General features: G+C 71.5%; 15 protein-coding genes. 4 read left to right on the top strand and 11 right to left on the bottom strand.

What is annotated here, in order from left to right; all coding sequences use genetic code 11:
* Positions 1-67 precede the first annotated feature (67 nt).
* Complete coding sequence (treY, locus tag ACZ4M5_RS00385) at positions 68-2,431, top strand: malto-oligosyltrehalose synthase (RefSeq protein ID WP_467731493.1); 2,364 nt, start codon at positions 68-70, stop codon at positions 2,429-2,431.
* Between the two features lie 166 nt (positions 2,432-2,597).
* Positions 2,598-3,848 carry a M14 family zinc carboxypeptidase gene (locus tag ACZ4M5_RS00380; protein WP_467731491.1) on the top strand — a complete coding sequence of 417 codons (1,251 nt, stop codon included), beginning with the start codon at positions 2,598-2,600 and terminating at the stop codon, positions 3,846-3,848.
* Here ACZ4M5_RS00380 and ACZ4M5_RS00375 read toward each other — a convergent pair.
* Together ACZ4M5_RS00375 and ACZ4M5_RS00370 are read right to left on the bottom strand one after the other, a co-directional pair.
* Complete coding sequence (locus ACZ4M5_RS00375; RefSeq protein WP_467732812.1) at positions 3,811-5,184, bottom strand: M14 family zinc carboxypeptidase; 1,374 nt, start codon at positions 5,182-5,184, stop codon at positions 3,811-3,813. The genes ACZ4M5_RS00380 and ACZ4M5_RS00375 overlap by 38 nt on opposite strands.
* A 455-nt stretch (positions 5,185-5,639) precedes the next feature.
* Positions 5,640-6,191: an FHA domain-containing protein gene (locus tag ACZ4M5_RS00370; protein ID WP_467731490.1), complete on the bottom strand. Its 552-nt coding sequence runs from the start codon at positions 6,189-6,191 to the stop codon at positions 5,640-5,642.
* Between the two features lie 172 nt (positions 6,192-6,363).
* On the opposite strand from ACZ4M5_RS00370, the gene treZ reads away from it, so the two are divergent.
* Together treZ and ACZ4M5_RS00360 are read left to right on the top strand one after the other, a co-directional pair.
* On the top strand, positions 6,364-8,109 hold the full coding sequence (gene treZ, locus ACZ4M5_RS00365) for a malto-oligosyltrehalose trehalohydrolase (protein ID WP_467731489.1): 1,746 nt from the start codon (positions 6,364-6,366) through the stop codon (positions 8,107-8,109).
* A gap of 110 nt (positions 8,110-8,219) precedes the next feature.
* The gene (locus tag ACZ4M5_RS00360; protein ID WP_467731487.1) at positions 8,220-8,615 is read left to right on the top strand and encodes a hypothetical protein; all 396 of its coding nucleotides are present in this window, start codon (positions 8,220-8,222) and stop codon (positions 8,613-8,615) included.
* A gap of 801 nt (positions 8,616-9,416) precedes the next feature.
* Here the strand turns inward: ACZ4M5_RS00360 and ACZ4M5_RS00355 are convergent.
* The 9 genes from ACZ4M5_RS00355 to cyc2 form a co-directional block, all read right to left on the bottom strand.
* A complete protein-coding gene (locus ACZ4M5_RS00355; RefSeq protein ID WP_467731485.1) occupies positions 9,417-9,569 on the bottom strand; it encodes a hypothetical protein in 153 nt (50 codons plus the stop codon).
* Positions 9,570-10,881: 1,312 nt separating this feature from the next.
* Entirely contained in the window at positions 10,882-11,061 is a 180-nt protein-coding gene (locus ACZ4M5_RS00350; protein ID WP_467732810.1) for an RHS repeat-associated core domain-containing protein, read from the bottom strand.
* Positions 11,062-11,279: 218 nt separating this feature from the next.
* Positions 11,280-11,414 carry a hypothetical protein gene (locus ACZ4M5_RS00345; protein ID WP_369195250.1) on the bottom strand — a complete coding sequence of 45 codons (135 nt, stop codon included), beginning with the start codon at positions 11,412-11,414 and terminating at the stop codon, positions 11,280-11,282.
* A 32-nt stretch (positions 11,415-11,446) separates the two neighbouring features.
* A complete protein-coding gene (locus tag ACZ4M5_RS00340) occupies positions 11,447-11,662 on the bottom strand; it encodes a hypothetical protein (protein ID WP_467731483.1) in 216 nt (71 codons plus the stop codon).
* 15 nt (positions 11,663-11,677) lie between these two features.
* Positions 11,678-15,124, bottom strand: coding sequence for an RHS repeat-associated core domain-containing protein (locus ACZ4M5_RS00335; RefSeq protein WP_467731481.1), 3,447 nt, complete (start codon positions 15,122-15,124; stop codon positions 11,678-11,680).
* A gap of 261 nt (positions 15,125-15,385) precedes the next feature.
* The gene (locus ACZ4M5_RS00330; protein ID WP_467732808.1) at positions 15,386-16,450 is read right to left on the bottom strand and encodes an aminoglycoside phosphotransferase family protein; all 1,065 of its coding nucleotides are present in this window, start codon (positions 16,448-16,450) and stop codon (positions 15,386-15,388) included.
* A 47-nt stretch (positions 16,451-16,497) separates the two neighbouring features.
* Positions 16,498-17,625, bottom strand: coding sequence for an aminopeptidase P family protein (locus ACZ4M5_RS00325; RefSeq protein ID WP_467731479.1), 1,128 nt, complete (start codon positions 17,623-17,625; stop codon positions 16,498-16,500).
* 347 nt (positions 17,626-17,972) lie between these two features.
* Positions 17,973-18,542, bottom strand: coding sequence for a PDZ domain-containing protein (locus ACZ4M5_RS00320; RefSeq protein ID WP_467731477.1), 570 nt, complete (start codon positions 18,540-18,542; stop codon positions 17,973-17,975).
* Positions 18,543-18,768: 226 nt separating this feature from the next.
* Positions 18,769-20,934, bottom strand: a complete 2,166-nt coding sequence (gene cyc2 / locus ACZ4M5_RS00315) for a germacradienol/geosmin synthase Cyc2 (protein ID WP_467731475.1) — start codon at positions 20,932-20,934, stop codon at positions 18,769-18,771.
* Positions 20,935-21,117 lie beyond the last annotated feature (183 nt).

Genomic DNA, 21,117 nt, shown 5'->3' with positions numbered 1-21,117 from the left:
GGCGACGCGCGGCGCACCCGGCGGCGCGGGAGGCACGAACCCCGGCGGTGCGGGTACGTAGGTCTGCATGACACCTGAGCGACCTGACCCGGTGGTGCCCACGGCCACCTACCGGCTGCAGTTGCAGCCCGATTTCCCGTTCGGAGCAGCCGAGGCCGCCGTGCCGTACCTGGCCTCGCTCGGCGTCTCGCACCTGCACCTGTCGCCCGTGCTGGAGGCGGTGCCGGGCTCGGCGCACGGCTATGACGTGGTCGACCACGCGCGCGTGCGCGAGGAGCTGGGCGGCGAGGACGGGCTGCGGGCGCTGGCGCGCACCGCCCGCGAGCACGGGCTGGGCCTGGTGGTGGACATCGTCCCCAACCACATGGCCATGTCCCCGCGCCACAACCGCGCCCTGTGGGAGGTGCTGCGCGAGGGCCCGAAGTCCCCCTACGCGCGCTGGTTCGACATCGACTGGGAGGCCCAGGGCGGGCAGCTGCTGGTGCCGGTGCTCGGCGGGCCGCTGGGCGAGGTGCTCGACGAACTGCGCGTCGACGGGGACGTCCTGCGCTACCACGACCACGTCTTCCCGTTGCGCGAGGGCACCGAGGACCTGGCGCTGCCGCATCTGCTGGACGCGCAGTGGTACCGCCCGGTGTGGTGGCGGCTGGCCCGGACCGAGCTCAACTACCGGCGGTTCTTCAGCATCTCCGAGCTGATCGGCGTCCGGGTGGAGGACCCGGAGGTCTTCGAGGCCACCCACGACAAGATCCTGAAGCTGCTGCACGAGGGCGTGATCGACGGGCTGCGCATCGACCACCCCGACGGGCTGGCCGACCCCGACGGCTACCTCACCCGGCTGCACGAGGCGACGGGCGGCCGCTGGACGGTCGTGGAGAAGATCCTGGCCGACGGCGAGCGGCTGCCGCCCTCCTGGCCCGTCGCGGGCACCACCGGCTACGACGCCCTGCGGCACGTGGACGCGGTGTTCGCCGACCCGGCCGGCTGCGGGGACCTGCTCGGCCAGTACCGGCGCTTCGCGGCCCCGCAGACGGACCGGGGCGGCCAGTGGGACGCGACCGTGCGGCGGGCCGCGTACAAGGTCCTCACGCACGAGCTCGCGACCGAGACGGACCGGCTGACGCGGGCGGCGACCCGGCTGTGCGCCACCTCGCCGGAACCGGCGCTGCGCGACCGCGCGCCCTGGGCGCTGCGCACCGCGCTGCAGGAGCTGCTGGTGCGCATGGAGGTCTACCGGCCCTACGAGTCCACCGGCGCCGCGTCCGTGGTCACCGAGGAGGCGGCCGCCGAGGCCCGGCACGCCTTCGCCGTGCCCGAGGAGGCCGGGGCGGTGGACCTCGTACGCGACCTGGTGCTGGGGCGGTACGGCGACGGGCCCGCGCACGTGGAGTTCCGCACGCGGTTCGCGCAGACCTCCTCCGCGCTGCGGGCCAAGTCCGTGGAGGACACGGCGTTCTACCGGTACGTGCCGCTGCTGTCGGCGACCGAGGTGGGCGGCGACCCCGGCCGCCCCGCCCTGCCGCCGGAGGAGTTCCACGCGTACTGCGCGCGCGTGCAGCGCGACTGGCCGCTGACCGGGACGGTGGCCTCCACGCACGACACCAAGCGCAGCGCCGACGTCCGGGCGGCGCTGAACGTGCTCACCGAGTGCCCCGAGCGCTGGGCCGACGTCCTCACGGAGGTCACCCGTGACGGCGCGGGCGTGCCGGACGCGCAGCTGGCCTGGGCGGCCTGGCAGACGGTGTTCGGCCTGGGGCCGGCGGAGCCGGAGCGGGTGCAGGGCGCACTGCTGAAGCACGTGCGCGAGGCGGGCCTGTTCACCAGCTGGACCGAGCAGGAGCCGCCCTACGAGGAGGCCGTGGAGCGGTTCGTGGCGGCCGGGCCGTGCGGGGCCCCGGGCGAGCGGGTCGCCGCGTTCCGCGCGTCCCTGGAGGAGCACATCCGGGCCAATGTGCTGGGCACGGCCCTGGTGCACCTGACGATGCCGGGTGTTCCGGACGTCTACCAGGGCACGGAGGCCGAGTCCCGGGCCCTGGTCGACCCCGACAACCGGAGGGCGGTGGACTATCCGCCCCGGGACCTGGGCGGCACCTCCGCGGACAAGGCGGCGCTCACCCGTGCCGCGCTGGCCGTGCGGGCCCGCCGCCCGGAGGCCTTCGGCGACACGGCGACCTACATGCCGTTGCCGGCCCAGGGCCCGGCGGCCGGGCACTGCCTGGCGTTCGCGCGCTCGGGCGAGGTGGTGACGGCCGTGACCCGGCTGTCGCTGCGGCTGGCGGAGGCGGGCGGCTGGCGGGACACGGCGCTGACGCTGCCCCCGGGCCGCTGGTCGGACGCGTTGCGGCCGGGACGGGAGTTCACCGGTCACGTGCCGCTGGCTCAGCTGTTCACCGACCTGCCGGTGGCCCTGCTGGAGCGGGCGGGCGACTGAGGCCGGGCGGCGTGCCGGGGCACCGTCCGGGCGGCCCGGCACGCCGTCCCCCGGCCGGGTCGCCCGGTGCCTCCGGGCGCCCCCGGGAGCCTCCCCCGTCGCGCCCTTGACTTAGCCCCATGGCCGTGGGGTACTGCGAAGGCGAACTCGGGCGCATGTGACGGGGGTGAGTGTCCTGCCGGAGCTGCGCTACCCGACGGTGGCCGAACTGGTCTCGGCCGCCCGGGCGTTGACCGCCCAGCGCCCGGGCGTGTGCACCCTGCGGCAGGTGGGCGCCTCGCGCGCGGGGCGGCCGCTGCACCTGCTGTCCGTGGGCCGTGCGTCCCGCTCCGTCCTGGTGGTGGCCGGCGCCCACGCCAACGAGCCGACCGGCTCCTGCACCCTCCTCTCGGTCGCCCGCCGGGTGCTGGAGCAGCGGGAGCTGCGCGACGGCATCTCCTGGCACTTCCTGCTGTGCGCCGATCCCGACGGGGCCAGCCTGCATGTCACGCCCGCGCCGCGCAGCCTGCACGACTACCACCTCGGCTTCTTCCGGCCCGCGGGACCCGAGCAGCCGGAGTGGGCTCCGTCCCTGCTGCCGCCGGACCGGCTGCCGCCCGAGACCCGGGCCCTGACCGGCGTCATCGACGAGCTGCGCCCCTACCTGCAGGTGACGCTGCACGGCACGGACCTGGGGGGCAGCTGGGTGCAGCTGACGCGGGACGTGCCGGGGCTGGCCGAGCCGTTCGCCAAGTCCGCGGCGGAGCTGCACATCCCGGTGGAGACCGGCGCCTCGGACGCCGCGGGCTGGCCCGCCTCCGGCCCCGGCGTGCACGTCATACCCGCCCCGGACATCGGTCCGGCGTACCCGAGCCTGCCGGACGACGCGCGGCTCAGCACCTGGTACCACGCCCACCGCTACGGCGGCCTCACCGCGGTGGTGGAGGTGCCGATGTGGGCCAGCGACCTGGTCGACGACCCGGCTCCGCACCCGTCACCGGCGGCTGCCATCGGCCGGCTGGCCCGGCGCTTGGAACGCGACGCGCTGGAGGTGACGCGCGTGCTCGACGGCGCGCTGCCCCAGCTCGCCGGGGTGGACGGGCCACTGCTGCGGGCGGCCCGGTGGGGTCTGGAGCTGGTGCCGGGCCTGGCCTCGGACCTGCTCCACACGCCGCCCCCCGACCTCACCCGGGCCTACGTCGGCAGCGTCGACGCCTTCGTGCGCCGGGTGCCGCTGCGGGCGGCGGCGATGCTGCTGCGGGTGCTGCGCGGGACCGACGAGCGGGCGGCGGAGCAGCTGGAGACGCTGGTCGCCACCTGGAGCGACGCGTTCGCCGAGCGTTTCCGCGCCCGCTGGGTGCCGTTGGAGAACCAGGTCGAGCACCAGGCCCGCACGGTCGTCACGGCGGCGCTGCACGCGCGCGAGGAGACGCAGTAGCCGCTCCCGACCCGCTCCCCGGGCCCGCGGCCGGGGCGGCCGGGCGGGCGTGGCGGGCGTGGCGGGCGGTGAGTTCGAACGCCGAGAGCACCACCCGCGCCTGGTACTCGGCCTGCCGGGCGACCGGGACCCAGCGCGCCCGGCAGCCGTCACGGTAGTCGGCGCACCAGGTGTCGATCAGCCGGTCCAGCTCGGGCAGCACACCTCCAGGGTCGCGCCCGGTGGCCCGTACGAGCTGGTGCAGCAGGCCCGCTGTGCGCAGCGCCAGCCGGCGGCCCGAGATGCGCAGGGCGGCCAGATGCGCCGAGCTCAGGGGTGGCATGGGGTGCGGCCCGCCGCCGGTGTCGGGGTCCCAGGCGTCGGCGAGGCCGGGGCACACCAGCAGGTAGTCGCCGACCGGGGCGAGCAGACGGGCCGCGTCCGGCACGCCGGCGAGCTGCGGACGGATCCTGGCCAGCAGCAGTCGCAACAGGTGTGTGTCGTGGCGCAGGGTGCGGCTGACCTCCCGCAGCACGGTGTCCCGAGCCGGGGGCGGGGAGCCGTCCGACACGGCCGCCACGCCCCACATGGGCGCCTCGACGACCGCGGTGACGGTGCCGTGGCGGTGGGGGTGGTACCAGGTCGACTCGACCGCGGCCTCCGTGATCGCGGCGGCGAGTCCGGCCCGTCGCGGCGGCGGTATGCGGTAGACGGCGGGCTCCAGACCGGGCCAGTACAGCGCGTCGTAGGCGCCGAGTTCGCGGGGTATGCCGAGCCGCGCGGCGATGTGTGCCAGGCGCCGGCCGAGGCCGGGCAGGTCGTGGGTGAGCTCGACGAAGCCCCCGCCCACGTCGACGCCGTGCAGGGAGCACTGCAGCACGGGCCGCAACTCGTCCTGGACGTCGAGCAGCGCCCGGGTCTCGGGCAGGGCGGCGGCGTCCGCGCCGTCGGGCAGCCACTCGGGCTGCTCCAGGAACCCGGGCCGGAAGAAGTGACGGAAGTACTGGCCGAGGGTGTACGGGCCGGTCAGCCAGCCCTCGTTGCGGCGCAGCCCGTCCGGGTCGAGGCACAGCAAGAGGTTCCAGGTGGCGTCGGCGCCCTCGGTGAGCCGCGGATCGGCCAGGGTCCGCTCGGCCAGCCGCAGCACCGTGGCCCCGCCCACGGGCTCGTTGGCGTGCGGTCCGGCGACGACGAGGGCCTGGCGCTCGCCGTGACCGACGGACAGCAGCCACAGCGGAGTACCGGCCCGGGAGGTGCCGACCCGGCGCAGCCGGGCGTCCCGGGGATGGCGGGCGACGAGGGCGGCGGCCCGGGCGCCGAGTTCGTCGACGGTGGGGTAGCGGGGCAGGGGCGGCAGGGCACACCTCCCCGATGCGGTGCCGTGGCTTCACCCGATGTGGAGGGTGTACGCACAGTCAGTCACGAGTTCGAGGGCGCGTCAACACCGTGGACGGCACCGGTATTTGAGCCATCTCCGGTTGATCTACAGCCGGTAAATCCCAGGCCAGGGTTGAGCGGTGGGGCGGTTTCCGGTCAATGGGTCGGCGGGGCCGGGCGCGCGCAGCGGTGCTGGACGCCGGACTGTCGTGCCACCGGGGGTGGGGGTGGTGGAGGTGTGTGATGCGGGAGTCGGGGAGGTTGGCGGGCACAGGTGGTGTGGGGCCGCCGGGCGCGGGGCGCGCGGGGGCGGGGCGCGGGGCCGGCGAGGGCGGGGCGCGGGGCCGCCGGGCCGTCAGGCCGCCGGGACACCGAACGACCGGGCCGTCAGGCCTCCGGGAGACCGGGCCTCCGGGACACCGAGCCGCCGGGCCGTCAGGCCGTTGACAGCCGGAACATCATGCGGCCGAAGCCCACCTGGTCGCCCTCGCGGACGACGGCCGCGCCGACGACCCGCCGCCCGTTCACCGTCGTGCCGTTGGTGGAGCCCAGGTCGCGCAGGACCCACAGGCCGCCCTGGTGCCGCAGCTCGGCATGCACCCGGGAGACCGTCTCGTGGCTGAGCCGCAGCCCGCTGGCGGGATCGCGCCCTATCCGCAGGGGATGGCCGTGCTGCGGGTGCGGCAGCAACAACTTCGGCAGCCGCTCGGCCTGCCACGCCCGGCGCAACCGCACGGTGAACCCGGAGACCGCCTCGACGCTGCCGAACACCAGCCGGGAGAAGCGGCTCTCCGTGGGCAGGTCGGCGGTGAGCACGGCGAGTTCGTCGGGGCGGCGGGCGGCGAGCGCCAGCTCCATGCGGCGGACGAACGTGTCGTGGGACAGGCGGCCCATGGCGGCGCCGTCCCGGAGCACCTTCAGCGCCCTGTCGCGCTCCGCGTCGGACAACCGCGCGGGGTACGTGTTGAACTCGAAGGACGACGTCACCCGGTGATTGTCGGGCAGCGCGGGCGGGCTGTCCAGGAAACGGGAGGACGGCCGCCCGGCATCCGGTGCCGGGGAGACCCGCCGCAAATGGGTGGATGGGCCAGCGGATTGATCGTGTTTGACGCACCATGGACGGGCTACATCACGGTGAGCAGACGAAGGGGAACCGTCCGTGCAGTTCGAGGTGTGGGCACCGCAGGCCGACCGGGTGACGCTGGAGTGCGACGGCGTCACGCGGGCGTTGGAGCGCGATCCGGAGCGGCCGGGGTGGTGGTGGGGCGAGGCGGAAGCACGCGAGGGGTCACGGTACGGCTTCGCACTGGACGACGGCCCGGTGCTGCCCGACCCGCGCTCGCGGCGGCAGCCGGACGGACCGGACGGACTGAGCGCCGTCGTCGACCACGAGCGTTACGCGTGGCGCGCGCAGTGGCAGGGCCGTCCGCTGGCCGGCGCGGTGCTGTACGAGCTCCACGTGGGCACGTACACGCCCGAGGGCACGCTGGACGCGGCCGCGGAACGACTGGAACACCTCGCCGAACTGGGCATCACCCACGTGGAGTTGATGCCCCTCACCCCCTTCCCCGGCACACACGGCTGGGGCTACGAGGGCGTCTCCCTGTGGGCGGTGCACGAGCCGTACGGCGGTCCCGAGGCACTGAAGCGCTTCGTCGACCGGGCCCACGAACTGGGCCTCGGCGTGGTGCTCGACGTGGTGCACAACCACTTCGGCCCCTCCGGCAACTACCTGCCGGTCTTCGGGCCGTACCTCACCGGCACGCACCACACCCCGTGGGGCGCCGCGGTCAACCTGGACGCGCCCGGCTCGGACGAGGTGCGCGACTTCCTGATCGGCAGCGCGCTGGCGTGGTTGCGGGACTACCGGCTCGACGGGCTGCGGCTGGACGCGGTGCACGCGCTGGTCGACACACGTGCGCTGCACTTCCTGGAGGAGCTGTCGACGGCCGTGGACACCCTGGCCGCCGAGGTCGGCCGGCCGCTGTTCCTGGTCGCGGAGTCGGACCTGAACGACCCGCGGCTGATCACGCCGCGCTCCGAGGGCGGGCTCGGGCTGCACGCGCAGTGGAACGACGACTTCCACCACGCCCTGCACACCACGCTGACCGGCGAGGCGCAGGGCTACTACGCGGACTTCGCGCGCGCCCCGCTCGGCGGTCTCGCCAAGACCCTCACCGGCGGCTACTTCCACGACGGGACGTACTCGAGCTTCCGTGAGCGGCACCACGGGCGGCCGCTGGACCGCGCCCGGGTGGCCGGGCACCGGCTGCTCGGCTACGGCCAGACGCACGACCAGATCGGCAACCGGGCGCAGGGCGACCGGCTCTCGGCCCTGCTCTCCCCCGGCCTGCTGGCGTGCGCGGCCACGCTGATCCTGACCGCGCCGTTCACGCCGATGCTGTTCATGGGCGAGGAGTGGGCGGCGGGCACGCCCTGGCAGTTCTTCACCGACCACACCGACCCGGAGCTCGCGGAGGCCGTACGGCAGGGCAGGCGGCGGGAGTTCGCGGCGCACGGCTGGAAGGAGGAGGACGTTCCCGACCCCCAGGACCACGCCACGCGGGACCGTTCCTGCCTCGACTGGTCGGAACCGGAACGCGAGCCGCACGCGCGCGTACTCGCCTGGTACCGGCAGCTGCTCGCCCTGCGCCACGCCCAGCCCGACCTGACCGACCCGGACCTCGCCGACACCAAGGTCGCCTTCGACGAGGAGCGGCGCTGGATCGCCTTCCGGCGCGGGGACGTCCTCGTGGCGGTGAACCTGGCCGCCGAACCGGCCGACCTGCCGCTCGGCGTCCCGCACGCGCGCGTGCTGGCCGCGTGGGAGCCGGTGGACCCACCCGGGGAGGACGGGGTGGTGCGCGTTCCGGGCGAGTCGGGCGTGGTGCTGCTGCAGGCGTGACGGCCGGCGGCCCCGTGATGCCTTGCCTCGCCACGGCCACCATTCCGTCAGAGGTGCGGCAGAAACCGCTCCGGTAACGACGCGGCCCTCATCGGCCAGAGGGCAGGGGCATGACGGTCACCACGTGCGTGGTGAAGACTGGGTGGATGCGACCTCATGCTCCAGGCGGACTCCTGTTCGTAGCGCTCGGTCTCATCCTTGTCGCCGCCGGCTACATCTGGAGAGGACGTGTCCTGCGTCCCCTCTCGGCGAAACGTGCCCAGGCAGCCGTGATGCGGGATCGTTCCAGAAACCTGCTGCGCTCCGCGGACATGGCGATCGCCGGAGCACGTCGACGGGCCACACACGGCGAACCGGCCATCGTCACGGTCGCAGACGTGACCAGGGTGGCGCGCCGGCACTACGGGTACCTCTCTGTGGAGCGCGAAGAAGCAGCTGCCGCCCTCCGCCGGCGCTTCGAGGCTGCCGACTGCCGGGTGGACTGCATGACCGACGCTTTCAACTGACTGCCCGGGCATCGGAGTTGGCACCTGACGGGTAATCACGCCGTGGGTGCCCATTGCCTTCTGCCGGAGATGGTGAGAGCCCCCATCCTTCGGGCAGCCACCACCCGTCACCCTCTGAGGCGCTCCGAAACGGGAGCCGCTGCCGGAGGAAGCATCGTTCGCTGTGTTGCTTCCGGCTACTTGCGCTTACGGACCTGTGTCACACCGAAGATGATGAAAGCCACGATCACGATTCCGAACGAGAGCCAGACAGGAACGCCATCAAGCCCCTTGTAGGCGAGGGACGTCGAAGCGATGTGTGAGTGCACGGTATCTCCTCCATACGAGCTTACCGAGGGTTCCGACTGCGGGTCAGGTAGGTGCAGCCAGCTGTGAAGGCGAAACCCACTCCTCAGCCGACAACGCCGGCAGCACGGAGGATGCCGAACACAGCCAGGGCGAGGCAGCAGCTTCTCGCCGTGACCTAGAAGCCGGACTATCGCCTGTCCAACTTCCGGACCGACGCCAGGACAGTGAGAGTCACGGCAAGTGTGACGCCGAACAATGCACCGGCACCGTTCACCAGACCGCCCATGTCTGCCGACTCATTCACGTGAGATGACCAGCATTGCCAGCCAGGTTAGGAACAAGAGCCCGGTGGCCGACAACAGGATCACAATCAGTATGCTCTCACTCTTGTCTCCGCGCGCCATAACATTCCTTCGCTTCCCCCGGTGGCGTCCATCAGCCGGAATGCCACGGTCCGCAGGTCGTCATCGTGGGCCCTGGGGAGAGCACCCAGGCCACCGAGGTAGTTCTGCTCTACTTGCGCCTGCCCCGGCGCGCGAGCATCGTGAACACGAACACCGCGCCCACCGCTACCAGTGCCAGCCAGGCCCATTTGAACCACGGCGGCCCATCCCACCGTTCGGCCAGGGTCATCGCGTGGAACATCATGTGATCGATGCCTTCCATGAGTGCGGCAAAGGTCAGCCGACTACGCCGATGACGTAGAGGATGCCGAACACAGCCAGGGCGATCCCGGCCACGGTGAAGACAGTCCGGTTCCAGACCTGCATCGACTTCCCGCCGGTCGTCCCGAACATCTCTCTGGAACTGGCAGCACTCGCCCGTGTGAGACGAGGCGCAGAGACAGCGAATGACAAACCGAACACGGCCATGAAGATCCCCACAGCAATATGCATCAATCCCCCTATTGTCTAGAAAACGTCCTGCCCGCGCCCAGCACTTCCCTGTGACTCGAGGCCGTGGCAGCAGATACAGATCGGGTGAACCGATCAGCCTCGGCGGCCGCGGTCCCGGCGCGCCCTGCCGTAGACGATCATGGCTATCAGGGCGGCAACAGCAATGCCGAGGATCACCACACCAGCGGCGCCTTCGGGCATGACTCGGCCCTCATTGGCCAGAAGGCATGTGCTCGTCGTTTTCACTGGCTCCCTCCGGCATTTCCGAACACCCATACCGCGTCACCCGACAGTTGCTTTTCAATGACGCCTCAGCGCCGCAACCGAGGCGGCGAGGCTAACTGTCTCCCTTGGCATGGCGAAGCAATAGCAAACCGCAACCCGCCGCGACCAGCGGGGCTATGTGAATGACTGCGGGGCTGGCTCCCATGGCAAGCATGACAACGACCGACAAAGCCATGACGGATGCACATACAAGGAGGAAGCAGGCCAAAATGCGCAGAGATTGATCAGACCCTCTTCTCACTTACGGGTCTCACTTCCGACACCAACGGGCGACAGCAACCGTTGCGAACACAACTACCTTTCAGCCAGGGAACAATGGGATCCCCAGTCACCAGGTATTCAAGCTCCCCTTCCTGAAGCCAGGCCAAGCGCTGATGATGTCAAGCCGCCGGCCCCGCAAGGACATGCGGTTCTCTCCGATGGGGAGGGACGGCGCAGGCGTGCGCAGCAGCACAGCGGGATGCCTGGACTCGTTGGCCTTTGCCGCCGCACTCCTCGTCGCCGAACGCACCTCACTTTTGCCGTTGACGGTAGTAGACAACAATACCCAATACGCACGCGATGGCAGCGACGAAGATGAGAGGCCCCCATCCTTCGGGAATCCACCATCCTTTACCCTCTGAGGCGATCTGAATCACGGCTTCTCCTCGAAGTGAGGGGGGCGGCGCATGGTGGCGCCGCCCCGTCTGGAACTACCTAGGACCAGGCTTTCACCGTCTGTTCCTCTGCGAAGGAACCGGCGTACTCACCAGCCACCATGCAGGGAACGGCAGCAGCCGCTGCTCCGGCACCTCCTGTCAGGCATCCGGCGACACCGATGCAGGTTCCTTCGACCGATTTACCGAAGGCCAGACCGCCAGAACCGGCCCGAACGACAGTGTTCCGTTGGGATCGATCCGGTTGACGGGGTCGCCTTCGGCGTAGAGGTAGGGGTTCTTCTCCTGGCCGGAGGGGTCGGGCTGGGTGAAGAGGCCGATGTTGGCGTCGTTGGAGCGGGCGGCGAAGTGGTACAGGCCGATGGGGTCCTGGTAGGCCGGCGGCGCCCATCAGCCGGAATGCCACGGTCCGCAGGTTGTCATCGTGGGCGGAGGACTCAGTCAGGTGACGGGATTCGGCCCGGCAGCGCAGAGCGCACACTGCAACTGACGGCTCGGTGGCCTGGGATAGGCACCCAGGCCACCAAGGTAGTGCTGTTCTACTTGCGCCTGCCCCGGCGCGCGAGCATCGTGAACACGAACACCGCACCCACTGCTACCAGTGCCAGCCAGGCCCATTTGAACCACGGCGGCCCATCCCACCGTTCGGCCAGGGTCATCGCGTGGAACACCATGTGATCGATTCCTTCCGTGAGTGCGAAAAAGGTCAGCCGACTACGCCGATGGCGTAGAGGACGCCGAACGCGGCCAAGGCGATCCCGATCACCGTGAAGACAGTCCGGTTCCAAACCTGCATCGGCTTTCCGCCGCTCGTCCCGAACATCTCCTCGGAACTGGCAGCGCTCGCCCGCGAAAACCTGCTTGCAAAGACAGCGAATGACAGACCGAATACAGCCATGAAGATCCCGACAGCGACGTTCACTGATGCTCCTCGCCTCTAGAAGGTGTACTGCCCTCGCACCGAGCACTTGCCCGAGCTTGCCCCGGTTCCGTAGCCGATGTCGGCGCCGTTCGCGTCCCCCGACAACTTGACGTTTCCGGGCCCAAGGCCACAGGACGCCTCGCCTGACCAGCCGCTGTCCATGTCACCGGTGTCCGCGGAGAGTTCGCCGCTGACGCCAGGGCTCCCGAATCCGAAGGAAGCGGTGGGCTTGGCTGTCTCACCGTCGGTCTTGCCGCCGATCCCGACACAGATGACGAAGCATGCCTCTCCGCTAAGGGAGCCGCTGATCAGACCAGTGGGATCGATCCGGTTAACCGGGTCGCCCTCGGCGTAGAGGTAGGGGTTCTTCTCCTGGCCGGAGGGGTCGGGCTGGGTGAAGCGGCCTATGTTGGCGTCGTAGTAGCGGGCCTGGAAGTGGTACAGGCCCGTGGGGTCCTGGTAGCCGCCCGCGAAGCGGTAGGGCTGGGCGACCGGTTCGGACGACTGGGACAGGATGCGCACGCCGCGGGGGCTGTAGGCGTAGGTGTTGACCTTGTTGCCGTCACTGTCCGCCAGGGCGACCACGCTGCCGATGGCGTCCGTGAGGTAGTAGTACGTCTTCCCCGCGGTCGTCATGGAGTTCAGCGTGCCCCCGGGTTCGCGGTTGAAGCCCATGTCCGCACCGGCAGTTGTCTTCGCGGACAGACCCAGCGGGCCGTTGTGGAAGTAGGTGTCGCCGAGCTTGATGCGCTCGCTCTGGTCGGTCGAGCCGTACTGACCGGCGTAGGCCTTCCCACCCACGGTGATCGACTTCAGCTGCGAGTGGTCCGTGTACGACTCCCCCGTGCGGGCGTACTCGTCGGTGGAGGCGCCGGCGGTCTCGTTGCCGATCGCGTCGTAGGACCAGGGGCCGCTAGTGGTGGACTTGGCCGTGAGCTGCTGGGCGTCGTTGTAGGTGTAGGTCGTGCCGCGCGGGCAGCCCTGGTCGGCTCCCTGCGAAGTGAGGTTGCCGGCCAGGTCGTAGCAGTACTGCCAGGAGTCCGTCACCGCCCCGGACTTCTCCTCCTTGGCGTAGGAGAAGCGGCCCGCGCCGTCGTAGGAGTACGTGCGCTTGGTGCCGCGGACGTTGTCCGTCGAGGTGCGGATCTTGGAGCCGTCGGTGCCGGCGTTCGTGCCGTAGCCGTAGGTGTACGCGAGGTCGACCAGGGTGCCTTGCGGGGAGGTCGCCTTGATGGTCTTGGGGCGGCTGGAGTTGTCGACGTCGACCTTGTGCACCGTGCCGCCGGGGTAGGTGGTCGTGGTGCGGACGTCGTTGTTGTTGTACTTGTACGTCGTCACACGACCCTGCGGGTCCTTCAGCTCGGTGAGCTTGTTGACGTCGTTCCAGGTGTAGTCGGTCGTGCCGGCCGGGTCCCGGTAGTAGTCCACGTTGCCCGCCGGGGTGTAGGCGAGCAGGGTCTGGGAGCCGTCCTGCAGGTGGCGGACCGTTTCGCGCTGCAGCGGGTCGAACTCGTACTTCACCGTCCCCGTGCTGTCCGAGCGCTGCACGAGGTTGCCGTCGCCGTCGTACCAGTAGCGCACGGTGTCGTTGGTGGTGGACACCGTCGTGACGCGGTCCAGCTCGTCGTAGACGAACACCTTCTTGATGCCGCGTGCGTCGGTGACCGTCTCGGTGCGGCCCAGCGCGTCGTAGGTGAACGTCGTCTCCCCCAGCGGCGCGGGGGCCTTGACCGACTTCAGGTTGCCCTTGGTGTCGTACTGGAAGTCGGTGGTGACCGTCTTGGTGGAGGTCATCTTCGTCTTCGCCTTGCAGCGCTGGCCCTCGAAGCCGCCGCAGGTGGGTGTGGCGGGGTTGTACTCGAAGGAGACGTTGCCGCCGCCGGTGCCGGTCTGCGCCACCGAGGTGGTGTTGCCGACCGTGTCGTAGGTGAAGCTGGTCTTCTCGCCGTCGGCGTTGGTGGAGTCCTTGGGCACGTCGCCGCCGGCGATGGTCTGCCAGCTGTTGACCGTCCTGCCGCCGGTGGGCAGGGTGACGGTTTCGAGGTTGTTGCGGGTGTTGAAGCCGTAGTCGGTGACGTTGCCCGGGGTGGTGCCCGAGCCCATCGCGTCCGTGCTGGTGTCGATGTTGTTGTTGGCGTCGAACTTCGTCGACCGCTTGCGCTCCAGCGCGTCGAACACCTCGGTGACCCGGCCGTCACCGTCGTGGACGTACTTGGTGGCGTGCAGCTCCGGGTCCTTGGCCGTGGTCGTCCCTGCGGCCGTCGGGGAGGCGGCGCTGTAGCTGTAGGTCCAGGTCGGGCCGGTGTGGCCGTCACTGTTGAAGCTGGTGCCGCGCAGCATGGAGGTGACGCGGTTGGTGTCGTCGTAGGTGAAGACGGTGACGCGGCCCTCGGCGGTGGTGATCTTGTCGATGCGGCCGGAGGAGTCGTGGCGGAAGGTGACCGTCTTGCCCTCGGTGTCGGTGGTGGTGGCCAGGTTGCCGTCGGCGTCGAGGTTGTAGACGGCCGTGCGGCCGGTGTTGTCCTTGGCCTGCCACTGCGAGGGGTAGGTCTTCACCAGGTCGATGAACCGGCCCGAGCGGGTCTCGGTGAGCTTGAAGCCCTTGTTCTCACCGTTCTCGTCGTGCTGGGTGACGGTGATCGTGCCCTTGTTGCGGTCGGTGATCTTCGTCAGGGTCCCGTACTGGTTGTAGGTCTCCTTGGCACCCGACTTCCACTTGGTCAGCGTGTAGGTGCCGTCCGTGTTCTTCTTCAGGTCCTGCGAGTAGCCCTTGGGCGTGGTGAAGGAGCCGTCGCTGTTCTTGGTGAAGCGGACCGTCGCACCGGAGGCGTCGTAGAAGATCACTTCCGAGGAGCCGATGGACAGGTAGCGCTCGTACTGCTGCCACCAGCGCTGCGAGACCCGCCCCCAAGGGGCGTCGAGAGAGTTGTAGGTCCGCGCCAGTTGCAGGCGCTGGCCGACGCCGGCGATGTCGAAGTCCGTCGCCGTCAGCATCAGGTTGCCGGTCGAGTAGTCGATCTTCGCGGTGAGCGCGTCCGTGATCGCGAAACTGGTGGAGCGGTGCCAGGGCACATTGCCCTGGCCCTCGGGGACGACGCTCAGCGCGGAAGTGCCGGCGGCCGCGGACCGGGACGGCGCCTGCTTACCGCCGCCCGCCTTGCCCGCGGGCCCCTTGACGCGCTCGCGCTGCTCGCGCTGCCAGGGCAGCAACGCCTCGTTGGCCGGGTTCTCGGACCGCTCGGACGCCACCGGCCGGTTCGCGCCGACCTTCACCGGCGGCATCTCGAAGTCCGGGCTGTCCTTGCCCCAGGCCGACACCGGCTTGTCGTCGGCCGCCGCCACACCCGCGCCGGGCAGCACGGAGACGGCCAGGGCGATCGAGGCGATCGCCGCCAGGGAGACACCCGTTGCTGATCTCTTGCGGGCACGCCGGAACGGCATGCCGAAGGCACGCTCATGCATGGACTTCCCCCCACAGGAAGACGAATCCCGGCGGCCCCCGTGGCCACCGGGCGCACACAAGTTGCCACAGGACTCGCACAAACTTCCGGGCTGTTCCCGGCAATTCACCTGTCATGCGGGCAGGAATCGGCCCCTCCCTTTTCGATCATGGAGGAGGAGAAATGCGGCTGAACCGGGCAGCCTGAACGCCTGTCGACGCGACGGCAGTTGGGTTTGGGATCCGGCCGTATCAGGCTGAAAGTCGCCGTACGGCGAGGGGCTTTACGGGACGTCCTCAGGGGCCGTCAGGTCCGTCACCCGCTCCAGCAGGATCGGTTCCCAGGCGTGGCGCAGGCGGGTGCGCAGTGCGGTGGTGTCCTCGGCGGGGAGAGCCTCGGTGGTGAGGGCTTTGCCAGTGAGGGCTTGGCCAGTGAGGGCCTCGGCGAGGTGGACGACGGTGTCGCAGCGGGCGAGCCACAGGCCCCGCAGGCAGGGGCGGGCGCCGTAGCCGGCGAGGGTGGCGGCGCGTACGGCGGCAGGTGAGCCGACGGCGGTGGCGAGACCGGCGATGTCCTCCGCCGGGTCCCCGACGACCGCGCCGCCCCAGCCGAGCACGCCGCGCACCCGCCCGTCGGCGCTCACCACCAGGTGAGCCGCGGTGAGGGCGTGGTGCGTGAGGACGGCCGAGCCGGGCTGGGCGGCGAGCTGGGCCGCGGCGGGCGCCGTGAGCCGGTCGAGCCCGGCGGCGTCGAACTCGTCGGCCTCGGCGAGGCGCTGCGCGGCCCGGGCCGTCGCCCGCCGCAGAGCCTCCAGGGAGCGCGGCGCGGCGCGCGGCACCCCCAGGGTCTCGGCCTGCCGGACGGGCACCTCGCGCAGGCCGGTGAGCAGCGCCGCTAGGTCCGCCTCGCCGACGGCGGACACGTCGTGCCGCTCGCCGGAGCCGCCGGGCACCTTGGTGTCGAGGGTGTAGCTCAGCCCCGGCGCCCATTCCCCGGTCGCCACGCTGACCGGCACGGTCATCGGCAGGTGCGGGCGGACCAGGTCACGCAGCCGTAGTTCGCGGCGCTGGCGGAGGGTGGCCTCGCGGTCGGGCGCCAGGCGCAGCACATGGCGGGAGCCGACCCACCAGGTGGCCGCCGACGCACCCTCGCCGGCGGGCCGTACGTCGGGGCCGGCGGGTCGGACCTCGGGGTCGGCGCCCCGTGCGGTCGCCGCACCACCCCGGCCCTCCGTGCCGCGAGCGCCGTCCTTGCCGCGCGCGCCGTCCTTGCCGCCCCCGCCGTCCGCGAGCAGGGAGCGGACCAGCCGGCGGACGGTGTCCGCGGAGGGGGTGGGTGTCTGGGTCATGGTCGCGCCGTTGCCGTTCGGGAGGCTTCGTGGGGACATCGGGGGCGTCACTCCACTATGACCAGCTCGCGGGTGGTGGTGTTCAGGCGCCGCCCGCCGTCCTCGGTGACGGTCACGATGTCCTCGATGCGCACGCCGAACCGGCCGGGCAGGTAGATGCCGGGTTCCACGGAGAAGCACATGCCCGGCACCAGGGGCTGCTCCTCGCCCTCGATCATGTACGGCGGCTCGTGGGTGGTGACGCCGATGCCGTGTCCGGTGCGGTGGATGAAGTACTCGCCGTACCCCGCGTCCGCGATGACCGCCCGGGCCGCCCGGTCCACGTCCTGGCAGGCGGCGCCCGGCCGCACCGCCCGGAAGCCGGCTTCCTGGGCCGCGCGCACGACGTCGTGGACGCGGCGCTCCTCGTCGGTGGGTTCGCCCACGTGCACCGTGCGGGAGGTGTCGGAGCCGTAGCCGTGGCGCAGGCCGCCGAAGTCGAGCACGACCGTGTCGCCGCGTTCGATCACCCGGTCGCCGGCCTCGTGGTGCGGGTTCGCGCCGTTCGGGCCCGAGGCGACGATGGTGAAGTCCACCTGCTCGTGGCCGTGCCGGCGCAGCAGCCGGTCGAGGTCCGCGGCCACCTCCGCCTCGCGGCGCCCGGCGAAGGGGACGGTGCGGATCTCCTCGTAGGTGGCGTCGGCGGCGGCTCCCGCGGCCGCCATGAGCTCCAGCTCGGCCGTGTCCTTGACGGCCCGCAGCATCGGCAGGGCCTCGGTGAGCGAGACGTAGGCGCTCCCGGGCACCGCCCGCTGGAGGGCCAGCAGGTGCAGTGCCCAGGCGTTGTCGCTGACGCCGAACCGGCCCGCCGGGGTGAGCAGCGCGGCGGTGGCGGCGTAGGGGTCCTTGCCGTCGGTCCAGTCGCGCAGGTCCAGGGCGGACGCGCCGGCTGCCTTGCGCGCGTCCGGGGCCTCCAGGGCGGGAACGACGAGGACGGGGTCCCGGTCCCCGGCGAGGACCAGCAGGGTGAGGCGTTCGGTGACGGCGGGCGGCGTGTATCCGGTCAGCCACGTCAGGTCCGGCCCGGGGGCGACCAGGAGACCGGCGAGTCCGGCCTCGGCGGCCGACCGCGCTGCACGCTCCATGCGGGCGCGGTAGTCGTCGGCGGTGAAGGACGCGGCCGTGCTTCCGGTCATCGGGGCCTCCCAGGACGGACGAAGGGCTACGGGCAGCATCCTGCCCGGCGGAGGAAGGCCGCGCGAGCCGTCTGCGGGCTTTCACCCGGCCCCGGCCGCGCGACTCCCCTGCCCGCACGCGATCGCGGGGCCCTCGGGTGCGGCGGTGCCCGGTGGGCGAAGGGGCGGTGGCTGGTGGCGGGTGGCGGGTGGCGGGTGGCGGATCGTCCCGCACGGGGGGGGACACGAGGCGCTGCCCTGCCGCCGGTCGACGACCGGGCCAAGGGGTAACCCGGGGCGCCCCTCCCACCGTCGGTCACCCCGGGCAGGCGAAGAAGCCCACGTCAGTGCCCCGCCGCGGATCACGCTCACGCGGCGACCGCCGGTACGGCCGTGAGCTGCTCGTAACCGCCGCTGCGGTGCCGCACGGTCACTTTCACCTCGCGGCCGGGGCGCGCCCGCGCGACGGCCCGTACCAGGTCGGCCGCCGTGTCGATCCGGGTCCGGCCGAGGGTCAGCAGCACGTCGCCCCGGACCAGCCCGGCCCGCTGCGCCGGACCGGGGACGTGGAGCCCGACCACCACGGCCCCCGGCCCGCGGGCGTCCATGACCTGCACGCCGAGGGTCGCCGCCACGGGCGACGGGACCGCGGGCGACGGTGAGGGGGCCGGGGAGGCCGGAGTAACCGGTGCGTGCGGCCCGCGCTGGCCGAGGAAGGCGCCGTGGGCGGCCACCGTGGAGCCCATCGCCCCGAGCCCGACGCCGGACAGCACCAGGACCGCACCGGCGAAGCCGCCGAACAGCACGTTCAGCAGCCGCCGACCGCGCCGCCGGGCGGCGTGCGGACGGGGCCGGGAGGGGTCGCTTCCCTTCCGCGGTGGCGCCCCGCCGGGGTCCTGGCCCGGCATGGGCTTGGGTCGCAGCGCGGTCTGTTCCATGGCTCGCCTCCGGGTGGTGCCGATCGCCTCCGGCGGACGCGGGACGATCACGGCAGATGCTCTACCCAACGGTTCTGCGGCCGACGAGCCACGAACGAGTGAGACTGAGCGGCCCCTGCGCGGGACAGGGAGGGGGCGGAGAGCGGACGCGGCTCGCACCGCACCCATGGGCGGGTGCGGTGCGAGCCGACAGGACGGCGAGGCCCGACCGGGCGGGCCGGGCCGCTCAGTGGAAGGACGGTACGGGCACGGCCGGCAGCCGGTCGGGCAGGAAGCCGTGGGCGCGCCGGGACAGCCAGGCGTCCCGGTAACGGTCGACGTTCTGATGCCAGTTGAGGATCCCGGACATCCAGTTGCGCAGGTCCGCCACGTACGTCCCCATAGCCGCTCGCGCCTCGTCCGACAGCCGGAAGTCGTCGTACAGCACGGGCAGTTCGTGCTCGACCACGTGCTCGAACTGGCGCATGCGCTGGCTCATCAGATCGTGCACGATGCCGAGCCCCGTCGGGTAGTCGCAGCCGAAGAACGACTGCACGACGAGGATCGCGTTGTGGATCTCGCCCTCGAACTCGATCTCCTTCTGGTACGAGAAGACGTCGTTGAGCAGGCACGCGAAGTCCATCGCGGCGTTCTCCAGGGAGCGGACCGGCCCACTGCGGTACACCTCGGGAGGGACCGCCGGGCCGTGGCCCATCCGGCACAGGCTCAGCGTCAGGTCGGAGCCGAAGGTCGACCGGCGCATCTCGAGGTAGTCGACCGGGTCGGGGACGCGGTTCTGGAGCTGGTTCGACAGCTCCCACACCCAGCTCTCGGTCATCGAGTCGATCGCGTTCTTGAGCGTGCGCCGCTGGTCGGGCGTCATCGTGGCCGTGGTGCGCAGCCACAGGTCGATCAGGCTGCGCTCCATGGCGTTGACGGGGGCCGGTGGCGTGCTGCCGTCGACCGGCATGCAGTCGGACAGCCGGGCCGTGGTGATCCGGGCCGCGGCCAGATCGCGGCGGTGACCGTACACGAGGGGGTAGTAGTCGTCGCCGTAGGTGCCCCAGGCGAGCCACTGCGAGCTGAGGTCGAGGGCCTCCTGCGTGGCGTCCGGGTCGAGTCCGGCGGCGCACAGGGGCAGGTCGTAGGCGCGCAGCTTGTCCTCGTCCCAGACGCCCTCGGAGAGAATGCCCATCCGGGTCACCCAGGTGTGCAGGCTCGCGCGGGAGTTGTCCAGGTGAGGGCTGAGCTGCAGCGGGAACGGCATCCGGATGTCGGGGATCTGCGACGGCCCGACCTTCTGGTAGGGCACGTGCGTGTAGGACCGCATCCGCTGGGCTCCGGCCGAGGCGAGCAGGGCCCGCACGTCGGCGGCGGAGGTGCCCGGGCCCGTGCAGCCCGGCCAGGGGCTGCCGCCGCGCGCGGCGTTCTCGTTCATGTAGCGGCTGGAGCGCAGGTGCCACTCGTGGCCGCCGGACTGCCAGTCCTGCAAGCCCTTGGTGTACGCCGCCACGGCCGCGACCTCGTCGGGCCGCAGCCCCTTCTCCAGGGCCAGGGCGGGCACTTCGGTGAACGCCGTGTGCTCGAACTGGTGCAGCCGGGAGGTGAGGACGTCGTTGACCGTGTCGGCGGCCTCCTGCGTGGTGCATCCGAAGAAGGTCTCCAGCACGAGGACGCCGTTGCTGTTCTCGCCCTCCTCCTCGACCTCGCGCTGGTAGGAGAAGAGGTCGTTGCGCAGGTGCACGGCGTCGGAGAACGTCTCCATGAGCACCCGCAGCGGCCTGGCCCCGGCGACGGCGGCGGGCACCTCGGCGGTGGCGTACTCCACGAGCCCCGCCGACCAGGGGGCGCCGCCCACCTTGCGGCGCATCTCGATGTACTCGACGGGGTTGGCGATGCGCCCCTCGTTGATGTTGGACAGCTCCCACATCGACTCGTTGAGCAGGTGCTCGGTGGCCACGGCGAAGCGGCGGCGCCAGTCCTCCGACATCGCCGGCACCGTGCGTGCCCAGAGGTCGGCGAGACCGGCCTCGACCGGGTTCTCCGGTGCTGGCACGGGCGCCGACAGGTCCATCGGCATGAACAGGGGCAGCCGGTCCAGGTGGGCCTTGCCGGCGGCGCGGTCCTGGCTGCGCTTGTACTTCTCCAGGAAGTGGTCGTCGAAGAAGAAGACCCACACGTACCAGTCGGTGACGAGGGACAGCGCCGGTCCGTCGCAGTCGGGGTGGGTGTAGGCGCAGAGCAGGCCGTAGTCGTGCGCGTCGAGGTCGGCCTGCTCCCAGACGCCGGATCCCTCCAGCATGCCCATCTCGCGCGCCCACTCGGTCGAATGGGCACGGGCCTGGTCGAGATGGGGGTTGAGCCGCGCGGGGTGCGGCATGTAGAAGTGCGGGAGCTCGAACGGCTGCGTCATGGCCGGGGGCTACCCGCCGTCCGCGGGCAGCATCCACGGCCGCGGACATGATCACACCATCGCGTGAATCGGGAGCGAACCGGCAACTTCCGCCCGGTACGGCTGCGTTCCCCCGCCAGGTCGCAGCCGGTGGGCGGTGACCGACGGCCGGTGGGCGGTGGCCGACGGCCGATGACCGGTGGG

The organism is Streptomyces sp. NPDC026246 (genome assembly GCF_055567995.1).
The sequence above is the reverse complement of the archived record's forward strand: the minus strand, read 5'-3'. Positions and strand labels throughout refer to the sequence as shown.

Bases quoted from the DNA above. Each gene is read 5' to 3' on its own strand.
- treY (WP_467731493.1), top strand. From the start codon at position 68: ATGACACCTGAGCGACCTGACCCGGTGGTGCCCACGGCCACCTACCGG.
- ACZ4M5_RS00360 (WP_467731487.1), top strand. From the start codon at position 8,220: ATGACGGTCACCACGTGCGTGGTGAAGACTGGGTGGATGCGACCTCAT.
- ACZ4M5_RS00355 (WP_467731485.1), bottom strand. From the start codon at position 9,569: ATGGAAGGCATCGATCACATGATGTTCCACGCGATGACCCTGGCCGAA.
- ACZ4M5_RS00345 (WP_369195250.1), bottom strand. From the start codon at position 11,414: ATGGTGTTCCACGCGATGACCCTGGCCGAACGGTGGGATGGGCCGCCG.
- ACZ4M5_RS00335 (WP_467731481.1), bottom strand. From the start codon at position 15,124: ATGCATGAGCGTGCCTTCGGCATGCCGTTCCGGCGTGCCCGCAAGAGA.
- ACZ4M5_RS00330 (WP_467732808.1), bottom strand. From the start codon at position 16,450: ATGACCCAGACACCCACCCCCTCCGCGGACACCGTCCGCCGGCTGGTC.
- ACZ4M5_RS00325 (WP_467731479.1), bottom strand. From the start codon at position 17,625: ATGACCGGAAGCACGGCCGCGTCCTTCACCGCCGACGACTACCGCGCC.
- ACZ4M5_RS00320 (WP_467731477.1), bottom strand. From the start codon at position 18,542: ATGGAACAGACCGCGCTGCGACCCAAGCCCATGCCGGGCCAGGACCCC.
- cyc2 (WP_467731475.1), bottom strand. From the start codon at position 20,934: ATGACGCAGCCGTTCGAGCTCCCGCACTTCTACATGCCGCACCCCGCG.